At 52.9% G+C, this 17822-nt stretch carries 17 protein-coding genes and 1 riboswitch; of the genes, 13 read left to right on the top strand and 4 right to left on the bottom strand.

All coding sequences use genetic code 11. The annotated features are described in order from the left end of the window. The 4 genes from B5E82_RS18220 to B5E82_RS11840 all read left to right on the top strand — a co-directional run bounded on the left by B5E82_RS18220 (window position 1) and on the right by B5E82_RS11840 (window position 2451). Window positions 1–165, top strand: coding sequence for a hypothetical protein (locus B5E82_RS18220; RefSeq protein ID WP_164488693.1), 165 nt, complete (start codon window positions 1–3; stop codon window positions 163–165). Beyond that, window positions 162–509, top strand: a complete 348-nt coding sequence (locus B5E82_RS11850; RefSeq protein ID WP_022512589.1) for a plasmid mobilization protein — start codon at window positions 162–164, stop codon at window positions 507–509. The genes B5E82_RS18220 and B5E82_RS11850 overlap by 4 nt, the downstream gene beginning before the upstream one ends. Before the next feature lie 157 nt (window positions 510–666). Then, window positions 667–957, top strand: coding sequence for a CD1845 family protein (locus B5E82_RS11845; protein ID WP_087307744.1), 291 nt, complete (start codon window positions 667–669; stop codon window positions 955–957). 147 nt (window positions 958–1104) lie between these two features. Further along, window positions 1105–2451, top strand: a complete 1347-nt coding sequence (locus B5E82_RS11840) for a relaxase/mobilization nuclease domain-containing protein (RefSeq protein WP_087307743.1) — start codon at window positions 1105–1107, stop codon at window positions 2449–2451. Between the two features lie 192 nt (window positions 2452–2643). Here the strand turns inward: B5E82_RS11840 and B5E82_RS11835 are convergent, their stop codons facing one another. Together B5E82_RS11835 and B5E82_RS11830 are read right to left on the bottom strand one after the other, a co-directional pair. Further along, the gene (locus tag B5E82_RS11835) at window positions 2644–3000 is read right to left on the bottom strand and encodes a helix-turn-helix transcriptional regulator (RefSeq protein WP_066540967.1); all 357 of its coding nucleotides are present in this window, start codon (window positions 2998–3000) and stop codon (window positions 2644–2646) included. Window positions 3001–3087: 87 nt separating this feature from the next. Beyond that, entirely contained in the window at window positions 3088–3636 is a 549-nt protein-coding gene (locus tag B5E82_RS11830; RefSeq protein WP_087307742.1) for a PadR family transcriptional regulator, read from the bottom strand. A 114-nt stretch (window positions 3637–3750) separates the two neighbouring features. Between B5E82_RS11830 and B5E82_RS11825 the strand changes: the two genes are divergently transcribed. The 5 genes from B5E82_RS11825 to B5E82_RS11810 all read left to right on the top strand — a co-directional run bounded on the left by B5E82_RS11825 (window position 3751) and on the right by B5E82_RS11810 (window position 7525). After that, the gene (locus B5E82_RS11825; protein ID WP_087307741.1) at window positions 3751–4221 is read left to right on the top strand and encodes a hypothetical protein; all 471 of its coding nucleotides are present in this window, start codon (window positions 3751–3753) and stop codon (window positions 4219–4221) included. Between the two features lie 492 nt (window positions 4222–4713). Next, window positions 4714–5124 carry a sigma-70 family RNA polymerase sigma factor gene (locus B5E82_RS11820; protein ID WP_087307740.1) on the top strand — a complete coding sequence of 137 codons (411 nt, stop codon included), beginning with the start codon at window positions 4714–4716 and terminating at the stop codon, window positions 5122–5124. Window positions 5125–5475: 351 nt separating this feature from the next. Further along, window positions 5476–5676 carry a hypothetical protein gene (locus tag B5E82_RS11815; RefSeq protein WP_087307739.1) on the top strand — a complete coding sequence of 67 codons (201 nt, stop codon included), beginning with the start codon at window positions 5476–5478 and terminating at the stop codon, window positions 5674–5676. A gap of 109 nt (window positions 5677–5785) precedes the next feature. After that, on the top strand, window positions 5786–5959 hold the full coding sequence (locus B5E82_RS18215) for a hypothetical protein (RefSeq protein ID WP_164488692.1): 174 nt from the start codon (window positions 5786–5788) through the stop codon (window positions 5957–5959). A gap of 84 nt (window positions 5960–6043) precedes the next feature. Next, the gene (locus tag B5E82_RS11810; protein WP_087307738.1) at window positions 6044–7525 is read left to right on the top strand and encodes a recombinase family protein; all 1482 of its coding nucleotides are present in this window, start codon (window positions 6044–6046) and stop codon (window positions 7523–7525) included. Here B5E82_RS11810 and B5E82_RS11805 read toward each other — a convergent pair. Beyond that, entirely contained in the window at window positions 7475–8935 is a 1461-nt protein-coding gene (locus B5E82_RS11805; protein WP_206415686.1) for an MATE family efflux transporter, read from the bottom strand. The genes B5E82_RS11810 and B5E82_RS11805 overlap by 51 nt on opposite strands. Window positions 8936–9268: 333 nt before the next feature. Between B5E82_RS11805 and B5E82_RS11800 the strand changes: the two genes are divergently transcribed. Next, window positions 9269–9676, top strand: a complete 408-nt coding sequence (locus tag B5E82_RS11800; protein ID WP_087307737.1) for a hypothetical protein — start codon at window positions 9269–9271, stop codon at window positions 9674–9676. A 172-nt stretch (window positions 9677–9848) separates the two neighbouring features. Here the strand turns inward: B5E82_RS11800 and thiT are convergent, their stop codons facing one another. After that, complete coding sequence (gene thiT, locus B5E82_RS11795) at window positions 9849–10517, bottom strand: energy-coupled thiamine transporter ThiT (protein ID WP_087307736.1); 669 nt, start codon at window positions 10515–10517, stop codon at window positions 9849–9851. 39 nt (window positions 10518–10556) lie between these two features. Beyond that, a riboswitch (TPP riboswitch) is annotated at window positions 10557–10657 on the bottom strand. Window positions 10658–11304: 647 nt separating this feature from the next. On the opposite strand from thiT, the gene B5E82_RS11790 reads away from it, so the two are divergent. The 3 genes from B5E82_RS11790 to gltB all read left to right on the top strand — a co-directional run bounded on the left by B5E82_RS11790 (window position 11305) and on the right by gltB (window position 17816). Next, a complete protein-coding gene (locus B5E82_RS11790; RefSeq protein ID WP_087307735.1) occupies window positions 11305–12177 on the top strand; it encodes a sialate O-acetylesterase in 873 nt (290 codons plus the stop codon). A gap of 72 nt (window positions 12178–12249) precedes the next feature. Next, window positions 12250–13077 carry a CPBP family intramembrane glutamic endopeptidase gene (locus tag B5E82_RS11785; protein ID WP_087307734.1) on the top strand — a complete coding sequence of 276 codons (828 nt, stop codon included), beginning with the start codon at window positions 12250–12252 and terminating at the stop codon, window positions 13075–13077. 206 nt (window positions 13078–13283) lie between these two features. Further along, window positions 13284–17816 carry a glutamate synthase large subunit gene (gene gltB / locus B5E82_RS11780; RefSeq protein WP_087307733.1) on the top strand — a complete coding sequence of 1511 codons (4533 nt, stop codon included), beginning with the start codon at window positions 13284–13286 and terminating at the stop codon, window positions 17814–17816. Window positions 17817–17822 lie beyond the last annotated feature (6 nt).

Raw genomic sequence — 17822 nt, 5'->3', positions numbered from 1 at the left:
ATGGACAAAAAGCGTGAACAGGATTTTGCCAACCAGGAGGCCCTGCGGCTCTCCGGGGTATTCAATACGCCGATCCCCGCCCAGCCCCCGGAACGGGAAAAGGCGCTGGACAAGGTAAAGGAACCGCCCCGCGTCTGCCGGAGCCTGGAACGGGAGGAGCGGTGACAAAGAAACGCCGCCGCCCCATCCATCTCCATGTGATGGTGTCCGAGGAGGAGCTGGCGCTGATCCGGGAGCGCATGGCCGAGGCGGGCATCCGCAATATGGGGGCCTATATGCGGAAAATGGCCCTCAATGGATATGTGCTCCATGTTGACCTGTCGCCCGTCCAGGAGCTGGTGTCGCTTCAGCGGCGGTGCTCCAACAATCTAAACCAGGTGGCGATCCAGGCGAACACCTACGGCGGCATTTACCCGGAGGAGATCACAGCCCTCCAGCGGGACTATGAAAAGCTGTGGCGGCCCCTTTCCGATCTGCTGGAAAAGCTCTCCGCCATCGTGCGGCTCTGACCTGCCGGGGAGCGGTTTTGCCGTTCCCCGGCTATCTCGACTTCTGGACATTTTGTCCAGAGGTGGGGATAGCCGAGGCATCCTTGTTGGCCCCCTCCCGCAGAGTTATAATATACATATAGAGGCGAACAACGAACTTTTGTAGGAGGTATGAACCATGCGGACAATCTTAAAAATCATCGCGGCTCCCTTTGTCCTGGCCCTGATCCTCATTGTGGTGGTGCTTACGTTCCTGTCCTGCGTGGCGGGGGCGGTGTGCATTGTGGCTTGTGTGGGCCTGTCCCTGCTGGCGATCCTCTGCCTGCTGGCCGGGCAGACAGTAGGCTGCATCGCCATGTTTGTGCTGGCGTTCCTGGTTTCCCCCTTTGGGCTCCCGGCCCTGGGCGGCTGGCTGGTGGAGCGTCTGCATGGTGTGAAGTATGCGGCGATGGACTTTATGGCGAGCTGATACTTATGGAGAAAGTGTCCAGAAGTTCCGGGCGGCGGGTGAAACAGACCGCCGCCCGCTTTTTCTGCTGGGAAAGGAGGTGCGGCTATCGCTACAACTTACATCCGGCCCTACAAGGTAGCGGCGGGGAAAACGGCTGTCCAGACGATGGAGGATCGGTTTGCCTACGGGCTCAATCCGAAAAAGCTGGGGGCTGTGTCTGCCTACCTCTGCGATCCGGCATCGGCCCCCGCTGAGTTTCTCCTGACAAAAAGCCAGTACCAGGCGGAAACGGGCCGGGCCGTGGAGCGCGGGGCCCTGTTCTTTCAGATCCGGCAGGCGTTCCCTCCCGGTGAGGTCACGCCGGAGGAGGCCAACAAAATCGGCTATGAAACGGCCATGCGCTGGACAAAGGGCAAGTACCAGTTTTTCGTCTGTACCCACATCGACAAGGGGCACATTCATAATCACATTTATTACAACTCCACGGCCCAGGACTGCTCCCGGAAGTTTCACAACTTCATCGGCTCCAGCTTTGCGGTGCGGCGGCTCTCTGACCGGGTGTGCATTGAGCACGAGCTGTCTGTTATCCAAAATCCCAAACAGCACAGCAAGGGCCGCTTTCTCCATTATGGCCAGTGGATTGGAGAAAAGCCGCCCACCGCACAACAGAGGGTGCGTCTGGCCATCGTGGAGGCCCTGGGGAAAAAGCCCGCCGACTTCCCGGCGTTCCTGCGGTTTATGGAGGAGTCCGGCTTTGCGGTGAAGCATGGGCGGGGCGGCGTGATCTCGTTCCTGGCTCCTGGGCAGGATAAGTACACCCGCCTGCGGGCTTCTGTCCTGGGCCCCGGCTTTGATCCCGATGACATCCGGGCAGTGATTGCCGGGGAGCGTCCGATCCCGGAGCTCCCGAAGGACAGCCCAGCTCCGCCCCGGCGCGTCAATCTGATCATCGACATTCAAGAGCGCATGGCCCAGGGCAAGGGCCCGGCCTATGAACGGTGGGCCAAAGTTTACAACCTCAAACAGATGGCCGCCGCGCTCCAGTATCTCCGGGAGCATGATCTGATGGATTATGACGCGCTGGCGGCCAGCACCGAGGCGGCGGTAGATCGCGCCCACAAGCTGGCCAGGGAGCTGCGTGACACGGAGGCCGCCCTTGCCAAAACTTCCGAGCTCATGGGTGCGGTGGTACAGTACGCAAAGACACGGCCCGTGTTCGATGGTTACAAGGCGGCCCGGTACAGTAAAAAATATCTTGCCCAGCACGAGGCGGAGCTGGCGGACTACCGGGCGGCCAAAGCTACTATGAGCGATCTCCTGGGCGGCGCAAAGCTCCCGAAAATGGACACGCTGAAAAAGGAGCGGCGGGCGCTCTCCGAAAAGAAAAAGGCCCTCTATGCTGAATACCGCAAGGCCCAGGCGGATATGCGGCAGGCTGTTGCGGTCAAGGCGAACATTGACCATCTGCTCGGCCATACGGACGGGCGAGAAAATAAGGCCCAGGAGCGATAGCTCCGGGACGCAGACAACCAGGGACTTCTGGACAAATTGTCCAGAAGTCCGGCGGGTTTGGGGAGCTCCCCAACAAGCATTTTTGCGGGGCCCTCGGCCCTGCAAAAATTTCGAGTGTGCCCACACTCGAATTGCTTGCCGTTTTGTGCAAGCCCCGAAAATGGCGCAAAAAAACGGAGGTACACGCTTTTCTTACGCATCCTCCGTTTCGCGGGCTTTTTGCAGTCCCTCTGCTGTGTATTTCATTACGGTCAGCTCTTTTTCGTCCATTGAATTAAGCATGACATCTATCTGTTTCCGGCAGGTGCTCTCTCCGTTGAGCTTGTCCGGGAAAAAGAATTGATCCACGGAAATCTCCAGCAGGGTGACAAGCTGGTAAAAAACATTGAGGCTTGGTTTCTGGCCCCGGTTTTCCATATACATGATGGAGCGCGGGGTGCGATCCACAAGCTGAGCCAGGTACTCCTGCGTCCAGCCCTTTGCCTCCCGTTTTCGTTTGATCTCACGGCCCAGGGCGTGAAAATCAAGATGTTTGTCGTATTGGTACATTCTCATATCACCCTATATTATTCTACATTTCGGGTGAGCCTATGAGAACGAAATGCAATTTGACTTGAAGTAGTATTTTATTTCATATTATTGATCGAAAAGCCTGCTTTTATATTTGGCGATCATTTGTTGTGTAACTGTGATTTCAGTTTCAACAATAAGCGCATTGTGCTGCACATTTCCGATGACATAATACGGAATATCCTTTTCCACCTCCAATTCTTCTATTTGCCTTGTAAGCCCTTTGCTATTTTTTTTCAAATAATCAAGGCGTTCTTCCAAACACTTTATAGCTTCGTCTACTCCAATACTTTCGGCAAAAAAGCTCGCAATCATAAATGGAATAAGATCGTAATCAAAATGAGTAAGAAAAAATTTAATAGCTGTATTCCATTCTTTCGTGCCAGCATCGGTTAGCGAATAGACTGTTTTATCAGGCATATTTCCATCTTTTTGTACTCTGCCAGTGATATATTGTTTTTTTTCTAAGGATTTAAGTGTTGCATAAACTGTGGAGTCTGCAATATCATACCAATCTTTTAATTGAAAGCGCGATAGCATTTTGATAAGTTCATACGCATTAACTGGATGTTTTTGGATTATCCCTAAAATAATAGTTGCCGTTTTCGTAAGCATAGTTTTACTCCCTTGACATTAGTCTTGAATTGTAGTACTCTATATATAGAGTACTACAATTACATATTAACTTTAGTATATCAGCAAAAGCAAGGAATGTAAAGGAGGAAAACTATGCCGCAATTAAACAAAGGCGGGAAATATGTATTTGGATGGTCGGTAATAGGAGCAGAAGGGACAATACATTTTCCGACAATGGCGCTATCTGAATACAATTTGACCAGTGAACCGGAAATCATTATTTTCACTGGTAGTAAAATAACTGGCGGTTTTTGCGTCACAAATCAAAGGATGTTAGCATCTTCAAAATTAAAGCACATCATAGATGATTTGCCGGGATTGACAGGGGAACATTCAAGTAGTGCGGGTCAGTTTATTCCATATAAGGGAAGAAGCTATGCATGGCTTCCATTATCCAAAGAAGGAACAGTGCAGCTACCCCAAAAAACGCTGAAATTTCTTAATCTTAAAGCCGGTGATCGGTTAATGTCCATTCGTAGTAGCGACATCGCTTTTACAATGGGAGCTAAAGGGCCTCTTATTGAAAAGGGAATGAATTATCCTGGACAGATAGAAGTTTTCTGACTTTTCTAAACCTCATACAAGATTTACCGCCCAACGGGATAATAAAAAAACCGTTGTTTCGGCGGCTGGATCATCACGCGCCAAAACAAAATACAGTAGCCTTACGGCGGTTTTGAAATAACAAATTTCAAGCCGCCGTTTTCTTTTTGAAAAATTAGAATACGGGGGGTGTGTTAAAGTCGCCCTTTTTTAAGGATACGGCGGTGTCCGGGAGGTATCGCCGTGTCCTTTTCTCTTTTCCATCCCCCTAACCTGTCAAAAAAAGCTCATCCCCCGAACAGGATCAGTCCGGCGGTGGATGTGCAATTTGGCAGTACATAAATGAATTTGTCATTTCGTGCGCTTGCGTGGCCTTGTGTCGCGCAGGCGCATTTTGTTTGTCCGACTTCTGGACACTTTGTCCAGAGGTGCGGAGCGGCTCCCCTGGGTGCCGCTCTCCGCCAGTCCCCGTTTCGGTCACTCGTTCACCCAACACCGAAACGGAGGTTTATAATGACTACCATCAATCTGAAAGATTTTTATTATTGGTACACGCAGGATCAGTTTATCGAAGTCACCGAGGAAGTGGCCGAGGCGCTCCGGGCCAGCGTCCGCTATGAAGCGGCCTACCAGCGGCGGCTCACCCGGCACAAAGCGCAGTATTCCTTGGACTGTGAGGACGGGATCGAATACTCGGCCTGCCTGCATGAGCCCACGCCCCAGGAGCTTCTGGAACGCATGGAGCTGTTTATCCGGCTCTGGAACGCCCTCAACTCCCTGCCGGAGATCCAGGGCCGACGGATCGACGCTCATATCATTCTTGGCATAAGCATCAAAGAAATTGCCGAGGCCGATGGTGTGCATGAGGAGTCCGTCCGGCAGTCCATCAAGCGCGGTCTGGAACGCATGAAAAAAACTTTTTGATTTTTGCTGTTTCCCCACTTGGAATTGATGCAAAAATGTCTTGGTTATTAGAGAGGGAAATATAAACCTCTCCGCAACGGAACGGCGGCGGCCCTGAGCATAGCGCGGGGAGCCGGGCGGCGGGTGCGCTGTGACTTCTCTCCACGGAGAACGAGCGACAAACACCAGCGCCGCAGGTGGGCCGGGCCAACCCACGGCCACGATCCGCCATTGGACAGGCTGGCCGCCTGTCCCTCCGGGCCGCCGTTCCTCCGTTGCGTGGGGATGCCGCGCTGAGTATGGTTGTCTTTGGACAGGTCAAGGAAATGGGCGCGGCACCCCCTAATTTATCAAGAAAGAGGGAAACGCTCTATGAACTATGATCCAGAACTGGCGGCCCTGCTCTCCCAGCCGTGGAGTAACAATGCCTGTCGCGGCTATGTGATCTACGCGATGGAGAACTGCGGTTTTTCGCCCCAGGACATCCGGCGTGTGGTGGCTGAGCTCTATGAGGTCTTTGACATCCGTGGACTGGAAGAGGCCCAGCAGCATTACGAGCGGAGTCCCTATTGACTTCTGGACACTTTGTCCAGAGGTACATATCCGGCCAAAGGCCAGCACTTTCGCGGTGCTGGCCTTTGCCATGTTTCAAAACATTCTTTGATTGTATGGGAGGGATTTTATGCAGGCACAGGTCAAATACGAAAGTGAAGTCAAAACTGCTGTTCTCGGAGATCGCACGATCACCGTCAAAAATCTCACCCCCGTTCTTTCCCCGCAGGAACAGGATAAGCGCAACCGCGAGATTGAACAGCGGCTGTTTGACGTGTTCCGCAAATATGCCGGGCGGGGGTAGGCCAGAGTCATCCTTGTGGTAAGGGGGCGGCAGAGGTACAATATAATTGTAGGTTGGCTCCCGTTTAACGGAAGGGAGCTAATTATGGATAGTAGAATAGATGCAATTTACGGGCGGCAGTCGATTGACAAAAAGGACAGTATCAGCATTGAAAGTCAATTTGAGTTTTGCCGTTATGAGCTTAAAGGTGGTGAGGGTAAGGAATACAAAGACAAGGGCTACTCTGGCAAGAACATTGAGCGCCCCGACTTCCAGCGGCTTCTGCAGGACATCAAGCTGGGCTTGATTAAGCGGGTGATCGTCTATAAGCTGGATCGGATTAGCCGTTCCATCGTGGACTTCGCAAAGCTCATGGAACTGTTCAAGCAGTACGATGTGGAGTTTGTGTCCTGCACAGAAAAGTTTGACACTTCCACACCGATGGGCCGGGCGATGCTCAATATCTGCATTGTCTTTGCCCAGCTTGAACGCGAAAGCATCCAGATGCGTGTGCAGGACGCTTTCTATTCCCGGTGTACCAAAGGCTACTATATGCGGGGCCGGACGCCATACGGTTTTGATACTGAGCCCATCGTCATGGACGGGATCAAGACAAAGAAGCTGGTGGAAAATGCGGAAATGGATTTTGCCGAACTGATGTATCAAATGTATGCGGAGCCGGGCAATTCCTACGGCGATATAACCCGGTACTTTGTGAAGAACTCCATCATGGTCTACGGCAAGGCTTTACAACGGGCTTTTATCTCCAAACTGCTGAGAAACCCCGTCTACGTCCAGGCCGATATGGACATCTACGAATACTTCAAGGCCCAGGGCGTAAAAATCGAAAGTCCCCCGGAAATGTTCACAGGGGACAATAGCTGTTATCTCTATCAGGGGCGCGAGGGCGAGGAGCCGATCCTTGTGATTGCTCCCCACCAGGGGCGCATCCCCTCTCAGCTCTGGCTGACTGTTCAGCGCAAGCTCTCACAAAACACCACATTCCAGAATGGCCGGAAATGCCATAACACATGGCTGGCCGGGAAAATCAAGTGTGGGCGCTGTAGTTATGCGCTAACTGCCTTGAGAGCTCAAAACGGCGTTGTTTACCTACGATGCAAACAGCGGGCGGACAATGGGAGCTGCGAGGGTGCCGGTACACTGACCGCGCAAAACATGGAGGCGTTTGTCTACGGCGAGATGGTTAAGAAGATGCGGAAATTCCACACGCTGAAAGGCGGTAAGGAACAAAGCTACAATCCGAAGCTGACCGCCGCCCGCGTTGCCCTGGCAAAGACGGAAAGTGAGATCGAAAAACTTCTGGACACTTTGTCCGGCGCTAATCCGCTTCTCCTGCAATACGCAAACACCCGCATTGAGGAACTGGATGCGGAACGGCAGAAACAGCTCCGGCTGGTCGCAGACCTCACCGCTAATTCTGTTTCCGCTTCACAGATTGATAGCATTACGGGCTATCTCGATGACTGGGAGTCCGTGAGCTTTGAAGATAAGCGCAAGGTGGTTGATATACTCATATCACAAATTGACGCTACCAGTGAGAGTGTTACAATCCACTGGAAAATCTAAAACCTTTTCACTTGGCATTATGCCCTTGTAAAAAATAGTTTTCTGGATCGCGGTGAATCTTCGTGCCGGCCGGTAATAGACCAGGGCAAAGAAGATAGCCAGCGCAGTGGCTGCAAGGCTGACCGGATAGACGGTCATAATGGTCCAGAAGGTAGGATTCTGCGGGAAGATGAGCTGAATCCATCCAAACCGGATTCCGCATACGCATATGGTTGTAATGACGGCAGGCGCAAGAGAGATTCCAAAGCCCCGGAGATATCCGGCCATAACCTCATAGAGAAGGCTGAAAGAGTGGGCCGATACTACCAGCATCAGACGGATATAGCCTGTCTCAATTACCTCCGGATTGCTGTCGAAGATGGAGAGCAGTGGTTTTCCCCAGAAAAGAATGGCCGCGATTGCCACTCCCAGGATGCAGATGCCTTCTCCCAGACAGAGCAGCAGTGTTTTTTTGCACCGCTGAGGGTTGCCGGCTCCGAAGTTCTGGCCGACGAAGGTGGTGCAGGCCTGGCTGAAGGAGTTGAGAATGTCGTAGGTGAAGACTTCTATGTTGTAGGCTGCGCTGGACGCTGCCATGACTATGGTTCCCAGACTGTTGATGGCAGACTGAATCACGATATTTGCCACGGAGAATACCGCGCTTTGGATTCCGGCGGGCAGGCCGATCTGGAGAATGCGGCGCAGGCTTGTGGGATCGATCCGCAGGCTTCGGGGTTCCACACGGATTTCCAGCGTTGTGGTCCGGAGTCTTTTGTACAGAATCAGAGAGCTGACCGCGTTTGAGATTACAGTAGCAGTGGCTACGCCATTTACAGTCATGTGCAGTACAATGACGAAAAACAGATTCAGTATGACATTCAGGACGCCGGATGCCGCCAGAGCAAGCAGAGGGATCTTCGTCTCGCCCACACTGCGGAAAATGGCTGCTTCGAAGTTATACAGCAGGATTACGGGCATTCCCAGGAGATAAATCCGCAGATACAGAAGAGCCAGAGGGAAGACCTCATCCGGCACATGGAGCAGGCCAAGCAGCGGAGCGGCAATCAGCTCGCCGATAATGGTGACGGCGGCGCCTCCAAGCACGGCTGCCACAATCGAGGTATGAACAGCCTTGTGTACGGAAGCTTTGTCTCCGTGGCCGATAGCATGGGCGATGACCACATTGCTGCCCAGGGCGATTCCGATGAACAGATTTACAATCAGGCTGATGATGGAACTGTTTGATCCAACGGCTGCCACGGCAAGGGTGCTTTCCGCGCCGGTGAAATTTCCGACGACAGCCACATCCGAGGCGTTAAACAGCTGCTCCAGAATGGCAGTGGCAGCCACCGGCAGGGCAAACTGCGGTATTTTATTCCAGATAGGACCATGAAGCATGTCCAGCTGACGCTGGCTGGTTTGGGTACTCAATGTCGATTCCTCTTTTCCTATGTATTTTCCGGTTCTCAGTATAGAACTCTTGAATCAGAAGATCAAGTAGTGATATTCGAGTAGAACTAGTTGTTTGCCGCAGTACATCAGCCTGCCGGACAAGCCCGGGCGGAAGTAATAATGAACAGTCATGTGGGGGTGGGAAGCATGAAAAAGGGTACTTATTGGATACTAACGCTGATATCTGCAGTCTTGCTGTCTGGATGCAGAACCCCACGGAAGAAGAGATTATTCTATGTATCACGGCGGAGAATGTCGATGTGAGAATTCAATGATAATAATAAGTTGGATTTATGGAGGGCGAGAGGCAGCATGGCAGGAAGAAACATATGCAGCTACTGTGGAAAGAAACTGGAAGGAAAGTTCTGTTATGGTTGTGGGGATGGGAAAACGAAGGAAATATATTGTTCCGTTGAATGCCTGGAAAAGCACAGAATGGCACTTGAAAAAGTCAGAAAGAATATGAAGTGGTTTGCAGCAGGCATCGCCGTTTCTGTTCTGCTGATGCTCTCCAGTGCGTTTCTGAGCGCTGGAGGAAAGGAAAGCGGAAAAATTACAGGGGGCTGCGGGATGCTTTTGCTAGGGCTTACTGTTGTCCTGTTTCCCTACTGTACCCCGGAAACATATGCGATGTTTGGATACGTGAAGACGAACCGCCTTGGAAGAGTTATAGGGGTGCTTGTTGCAATATTTGGCCTGTGGATGCTCTTTGAGGGGTAAAGGTATCTGTGTTCAGCCTGAAACGGCGGGAGAAAGCTTTTGCTCCTGAGACAAACCGAAGGCTTCTTATAATCCCGATGTTCTGGCCTCTTCGCGGACAGGGTCTGATCCGGGGCGGACTTTCAAGTCCGAATCCGGGCGGACCCTGTCCGTGAAGGGACAGACATGGGATTTAAGAAGCCGTGGCCATCTCCTTCACCTTCACAAACGCCTGATTCACAGCCGGAATTGCAAGCACAATCAGGGTAATCAGCGCTTCACATCCGAGGTAGGCGCCATTGTAGGCCAGCGAGTACACCGGCGCGCTCATGCCGGTTCCATCCGCGTAAGACGCGAAGAAGATGAGTCCAGACAGGAAAGCGAAGAAATAACGGCCCAGAACACCGGCGATATAGCCCTTGATCAGGCCGTTCTTTTTATTGCAGAACAGGCCGGACAGGCCCAGAGCGCCAAAAGCCAGCAGATAATCGGTAATCATCTGGGGAAGGCTGATGATGTAGGGGTCGGAAATCAGCTGCAGAAGTCCGTAGGCGATGCCTGTCATAAGACCGGTGCGCAGTCCGTACCAATATCCGATGCAGCAGATGAACAGCATGGAGAACAGGGTGACAGAGCCGCCCATGGGAGCTTCAAAAATCTTCAAAAATGAAGTGATCATACCCAGAGCCATGGCGACAGCCGAAAAAACGAGATGCTTGGTTTTGATCTTTTTCTCTCCTCCAAGGAAGCAGGCGAGAACCAGAAGCGCCAGCATCAGAATGACCAGGACACCGTAGCCCAGACCGGTCAGAGAGTACGAGGTTCCCCATTCATCGGTAACCTGATTGACGAAAAGTGACATAAAAAAATCCTCCTTTGTAGATAAAAATATCACAGGAGGGGATACGAAAAGCTGCTTCCTTACGCCGGTACTAACCGGTTCAAGTAATGAGGGTCAACACATCTGTGTTTTCTCAGCCTTAGGCTCCCCTAGCATTGCGCTATGTGATTAACTGGAGTATACTCCAGCAGAAGATAGATGTCAAGTCCAGCAGAGGCAGAAGAATATCTACGCGCCTGAGATAGCGTCGGTGTACCAAGGGACAATACGTTCAAAAATGGCTGAATTTGCGCCCCTGCTGCGTTACTTTCACTCCGTGTACGCCCTGTACGCGTCGTTCAAGTGCCTTGCAGGGACGCAAATCAGCTTATTTTTGACTCTGCGACCTCAGCCCTCGGAAATTCGCCTGTTTTCAAGGCAGACAATGGCGGCGTACTGAACGTACGCTAACTGAGGATAACGCAGAAAACAGGTGAATTTACAGGGCTGAGGCGTATTGCCCCTTGTATACCGACGCTAGTCTTTCGTCTGAGACAAACCGGAGGCTTTAAGAAAATCCCGATGTACTGGCCTCTTCGCGGACAGGTCTGATCCGGGGCGGACTTTTCAGTCCGAATCCGGGCAGACCTGTCCGTGAAGGGACAGACATGGGATTTCTTAAAGCTGCCCCACATGGGATTTCTTAAAGCCGCCTCATTGAAAACAGAACAGTTTCATGGTAACATAGCAGGAGAAATACACGCCCGGCAGCCAGAGAAAGTTATGACGGCTTTCCCCGGCAGCCGGAACAGGAAACGGAGCAGACGGTATGAAAACAACACCTCAGAATAAAAAAATCATTATCATCGGCAGCGCGGTCTGCTGCCTTCTGATTCTTTTGTTAAGCTGGCATCAGCGATCCTGGCGTACCATGGATGTGATTCTGTTCATGGGACAGAGCAATGTGAGCGGGGCGGGCGGCGACGCTTCCCAGGCTCCGGAGCTTATTGAAGGCGCCGGGTATGAGTTCCGGGCGGTGACAGATCCGGATCATCTCCATGTGCTGGAGGAACCTTTTGGAGAAAACGAGAACAGAGGAGCTCTGGATGATACGGAGATTCTGGAGCGGAAAGGGACGATGGCAACGGCTTTCGTCAATGCCTACTATGAAGAGACGGGGACGCCTGTAGTGGCCATATCCGCGTCGGTGGGAAGTTCTTCCCTGAACGGCTGGCTGAACAGCGGACGAAAAGAAGAGGCGGCTGCCCGGCTGGAGGAGGCAAAGGAATGCCTGCGAAAAGAAAAGATACATATCCGGCATACTTATATGCTCTGGTTTCAGGGGGAGGCAGACGCAAATCTGAAGACGACCGGAGAGGAATATAAGGGAATGCTGAGACAGCTGGTGTCCTATATGGAGGAACAGGGCGTGGAGGCCTGCTTCCTGATTCAGCTGGGGCCGGATCTCACAGACCCTGCGAAGCATCAGGAGATTATGCAGGCCCAGCTGGAGATCTGTGACGAGGAAGATGACATTATTCTGGTATCGGAGCTTCCGGCGTCTCTGACCGGAGAAGGCATGAAGGATGAAGGCGGTATCCATTTTACCCAGAAAGCGCTGAATCTGATCGGAGAGGATGCCGGAAAAAATGCGGGAGCCTATGTGGCTTCGCTTTCTCAGGAAGCAGAAGGGACGGAATAGAAATCTGCCGGAAGACGGAGGAGAAGTCTCGGAAGCAGAGAAAGTTGAGAGAGAAAGGACGGCAGAGAGGCAATGAGGGGAAAATCAGTCTGGAATATGCTGTGGGAGCTGGTGTCTCCTATTCTCCTGTATGTACTTTTGACGATGATTCTGACAGGAATTCTGGAAATGGCGGTCTATCCGCTGGCGGAGCCTGAGAATGCCATGTGGCTTCTGACGCTTGTGAATGCATTTCAGATCCCGGTGTTTCTGTGGATATACAGAAGGCAGAGAATCAGAGAGGCTGTGAGAGCCGGAGAACCCTTGCCGGAGAGGGCGGGATTCTGGAAAACAGGCGGAAGCAGGGCGGCCTGGAAAAAGAGTTTTGGGCCGGGGGATCTTCTGCTGGCAGTTCTGGGCGGATTTTTTCTTGCAAGAGGCTTTAACGGTCTGATTGGTCTGACGCCTCTGCCCCATCTGTTTTCGGGATACCAGTCTGTGACGGATGCTGTCTATGGAGGAAGCCTTCTTTCCCAGGTGATGGCCAGCGTAGTGACGGCTCCGGTTCTGGAGGAACTTCTGATGCGCGGCCTGATTTACAGCCGCCTGCGCTCGTTTTTTTCGGATGTAAGGCCGGCAGTTCTGGCGGGAGCCCTTGTGTTTGCGCTGTTTCACGGAAATGTGGTGCAGGGAGTTTATGCGTTTCTCATTGGCCTGTATTTTGTGTGGCTCTATGAGGCGTATCATTCGCTGGTGCTTCCGGTACTGGCTCATGCGGCAGCGAATGCCTCATCGGTTCTGCTGGAGCAGACAGGATGGCTGGACGGACTTTACGCGGATCTTCCCCTGTATTTTCTGACGACTGCGCTCTGTCTCGGCGCAGGAGCCTTCTGCTGGAGCAGAGCCCGAAAAATCCGATAGAATACGGGAGAAATTTTCTGGGAAGAGTGGAAGAAATTGTGCTTGAAAAGAAGTTGTGAAAAGAAAACCACGAAAATTCAGAAACAATTAAGGGAATAATAGAGAAATTGTCTGATTATCTGACAAAACAATCAAAAGTCACACTTTACATGCAAAAAAAATAGGTGTATAGTAGCACACAAAGCAAAGAAATCTGGAGGGATGGTATGAGCCAGCGAAGCAGTGGATTATACGACCCGAGATTTGAGCACGATAACTGCGGTATCGGTGCGGTAGTCAATATCAAGGGTAAAAAGAGCCACGGAACAGTGGCGGACGCATTGAAAATTGTAGAGAACCTGGAACACAGGGCCGGCAAAGACGCCGAAGGTAAGACGGGCGACGGAGTAGGAATCTTATTACAGATTTCCCACAAGTTTTTCTCCGAAGCAGTCAAACCTCTCGGCGTCTTTTTAGGTGGAGAAAGAGATTACGGAATCGGTATGTTTTTCTTCCCCCAGGACGAGCTGAAGCGGAATCAGGCCCGCAAGATGTTCGAGATCATTGTGGAAAAGGAAGGCATGGAGTTCCTGGGCTGGAGAGAGGTGCCCACCGTTCCGGCGGTGCTGGGAAGCAAGGCTCTGGAGAAGATGCCGTGCATCATGCAGGGCTTCGTAAAACGGCCCGCGGATGTGGAAAAGGGACTGGATTTTGACCGGAAGCTCTATGTGGCCCGCCGTGTCTTCGAGCAGTCCAATGATGATACCTATGTGGTATCCCTTTCCAGCCGGACGATTGTATACAAGGGCATGTTCCTGGTGCACCAGCTCAGATCCTTCTTTGCGGATCTGCAGGATGAGAATTACGAGTCGGCTATCGCCATCGTACATTCCCGTTTCAGCACCAACACGAACCCAAGCTGGGAGCGGGCCCACCCGAACCGTTTCATCGTGCACAACGGCGAGATCAACACGATTCAGGGAAATGCGGATAAGATGCTGGCCCGGGAGGAGACCATGGAGTCGCCTTATCTGAAAAAGGACCTGAACAAGGTGCTTCCGGTGGTGAACGCCTCCGGTTCCGACTCGGCCATGCTGGACAACACACTGGAATTCCTGGTGATGAGCGGCATGGACCTGCCTCTGGCCGTGATGATTACGATTCCGGAGCCCTGGGACAATAACAGAGCCATGTCTCAGAAGAAACGGGATTTCTACCAGTATTACGCCACCATGATGGAGCCCTGGGACGGCCCGGCCTCCATTCTGTTCAGCGACGGAGATGTGATGGGAGCCGTTCTGGACCGCAACGGTCTTCGGCCTTCCCGTTATTACATCACCACAGATGATACGCTGATCCTGTCCTCTGAGGTGGGCGTGCTGGATATCGATCCCACGAAGATTCTCGTGAAAGAGCGCCTGCATCCCGGAAAAATGCTTCTGGTGGATACGGTAAAAGGCGAGGTCGTGGACGACGAGGCGCTGAAGGAAAGATACGCTTCCGCTCAGCCCTACGGCGAGTGGCTGGACCGCAACCTGGTGCAGCTCAAAGATCTGAAGATCCCCAACGAGCGGGTGCCGGAGTTTACAGCGGACGAGAGAAGAAGGCTTCAGAAATCCTTCGGGTACAACTATGAGGAATACCGCAATTCCATTCTGGATATGGCGAAGAACGGCAGCGAGGGCATCGCCTCCATGGGTATCGATACGCCCATCGCGGCCCTGTCCGACAAGCATCAGCCGCTGTTCAATTATTTCAAGCAGCGCTTCGCCCAGGTAACGAACCCGCCCATCGACGCGATCCGTGAGGAGATTGTGACCTCCACGACGATCTATGTGGGCAAGAATGGAAATGTGCTGGAGGAGAAGCCGGAGAACTGTCGTCTCCTGCGCATCAATCATCCGATTCTGACGAATACGGACATTTTGAAAATTAAAAATATGAAAGTGCCGGGCTTCAAGGTCGAGGTGCTTCCGATTACCTATTATAAGAACACAAGTCTGAAGAAGGCTATGGACCGCCTGTACATGGATGCGGACCGGGCGTACCGGGAGGGCGTCAATATCCTGATTATCTCTGACCGGGGCGTGGATGAGAACCATGTGGCGATTCCCTCCCTGCTGGCTGTGGCGGGTCTGAACCAGCATCTGGTTACTACCAAGAAGCGGACCGGCGTGGCCCTGATTCTGGAGAGCGGCGAGCCCAGAGAGGTGCACCAGTTCGCGACCCTGCTCGGCTACGGCGCCTGCGCCATCAATCCCTATCTGGCCCAGGAGACTATCCGGGAGCTGGTGGCTTCCCATCTGCTTGACAAGGATTATTACGCGGCGGTGGATGATTACAACAGCGCGATTCTCCATGGAATCGTAAAGATTGCCTCCAAGATGGGCATTTCCACGATTCAGTCCTACCAGGGCTCCAAGATATTCGAGGCCATCGGCATTGACAGTAAGGTTGTGGACGAATACTTTACCGGAACGGTCAGCCGGGTGGGCGGCATTACGCTGGACGATATCGCAAAGCAGGCGGATGAGCTTCACTCCGCAGCCTTTGACCCGCTGGGCCTGAATGTGGACCTGACGCTGGAAAGTGTGGGACGCCATAAGAGCAGAAGCGGCGGGGAGAAGCACCTGTATAATCCCCAGACCATTCATCTTTTACAGGAGTCCACAAAGCGCGGCGATTATCAGATGTTCAAGGAATATACAGAGCTTATTAATGGAGAGACGAACCGGGGATATTTAAGAAGGCTTCTGGACTTTAATTATCCGAAGAAGGGCGTACCCATCGAGGAAGTGGAGAGCGTAGAATCCATCGTAACCCGATTCAAGACAGGCGCCATGTCCTATGGATCCATTTCCCAGGAGGCTCACGAATGTCTGGCCATTGCCATGAATACCCTTCATGGAAAATCCAATTCCGGAGAGGGCGGCGAGAGTCTGGAGCGTCTGGAAATCGGTCCGGACGGACTGAATAAATGTTCCGCCATCAAGCAGGTGGCTTCCGGACGTTTCGGCGTGACGAGCCGCTACCTGGTCAGCGCCAAAGAGCTGCAGATCAAGATGGCCCAGGGCGCGAAGCCCGGAGAGGGCGGCCATCTGCCGGGCGGCAAGGTATACCCCTGGATTGCGAAGACGAGACATTCCACACCGGGCGTATCCCTGATTTCACCGCCGCCGCACCACGATATTTATTCCATCGAGGATCTGGCCCAGCTCATCTACGATCTGAAGAATTCCAACCGGGACGCGCGGATTTCCGTAAAGCTGGTGTCAGAGGCAGGCGTAGGAACCGTAGCGGCCGGCGTGGCAAAGGCCGGGGCCCAGGTTATCCTGATTTCCGGCTACGACGGAGGAACAGGCGCGGCTCCCCGAAGCTCCATCCACCATGCGGGAATGCCCTGGGAGCTGGGACTGGCGGAAACTCACCAGACCCTGATTCAGAATGGTCTCCGGGGACGCGTCCGCATCGAGACCGACGGAAAGCTGATGACTGGCGAGGATGTGGCCATTGCGGCCATGCTGGGCGCCGAGGAGTTCGGTTTTGCCACAGCGCCGCTGGTAACCATGGGCTGCGTAATGATGCGTGTCTGCAATCTGGACACCTGCCCGGTGGGCGTGGCGACCCAGAATCCGGAGCTTCGCAAACGATTCCGCGGAAAACCGGAATACGTCATGAACTTTATGAAATTCATTGCCCAGGATCTGCGGGAATACATGGCCCGTCTCGGTGTGCGCACCGTGGATGAGCTGGTAGGCCGTACCGATCTGCTGAAGATGAAAGAGGATCTGAAGGGCCGCGCGGCGTCCATCGACCTGTCCGCGATTCTGAACAATCCCTATGCGGGCAGGGGCCAGAAGGTGACCTTCGATCCGAAGCAGGTATACAATTTTGAGCTGGAGAAGACTCTGGATCAGAAGGTGCTGTTCAAGAAGCTGCTTCCCGCGCTGGAGAGCGGAAGCAGGCGGAGCATCGAGCTGGATGTGAGCAATACAGACCGTGCCTTCGGTACCATGTTCGGTTCCGAGATCACGAAGCGGTATCCGGAAGGCCTGGAAGAGGACACCTTTACCGTGAAGTGCAAGGGCGCCGGAGGACAGAGCTTCGGAGCCTTCATCCCCAAGGGACTGACCCTGGAGCTGGAAGGGGACAGCAACGATTACTTCGGCAAGGGACTGTCCGGCGGAAAGCTGATCGTCTATCCGCCCAGAGGCGTGCACTTTAAACAGGATGAAAATATTATAATAGGAAACGTGGCGCTCTATGGAGCTACCAGCGGCAAGGCCTATATCAACGGCGTGGCCGGAGAGCGTTTCTGCGTGAGAAATTCCGGAGCCATCGCCGTCGTAGAGGGCGTGGGCGACCACGGCTGCGAGTACATGACCGGCGGCCGGGTGGCGGTCCTTGGAAAGACCGGAAAGAACTTCGCGGCAGGCATGAGCGGCGGCATCGCCTATGTGCTGGATGAAGACCGCGACCTGTACACAAGACTGAATAAAGATATGGTTATGATAACAGAGCTGACAGACAAGTACGACGTGCAGGAGCTCAAGGAAATGATTGAAAACCATGTGGCCTATACCAATTCGGTAAAGGGAAAGGAGATTCTGAGCAATTTCGCCGAGTACCTGCCGAAGTTCAAGAAGATCATTCCCTATGACTATTACCGGATGCAGATGGCGATTATTCAGATGGAAGAGAAGGGCTTAAGCAGCGAGCAGGCCCAGATCGAAGCCTTTTACGCCAACAAGAATCAGTAAGGAGGG

Source organism: Lachnoclostridium sp. An138, assembly GCF_002160765.1.
Lineage (GTDB): Bacteria > Bacillota > Clostridia > Lachnospirales > Lachnospiraceae > Laedolimicola > Laedolimicola faecalis.
Note: the sequence above shows the minus strand (reverse complement) of the source record. Positions and strands in the feature narration are given on the sequence as shown.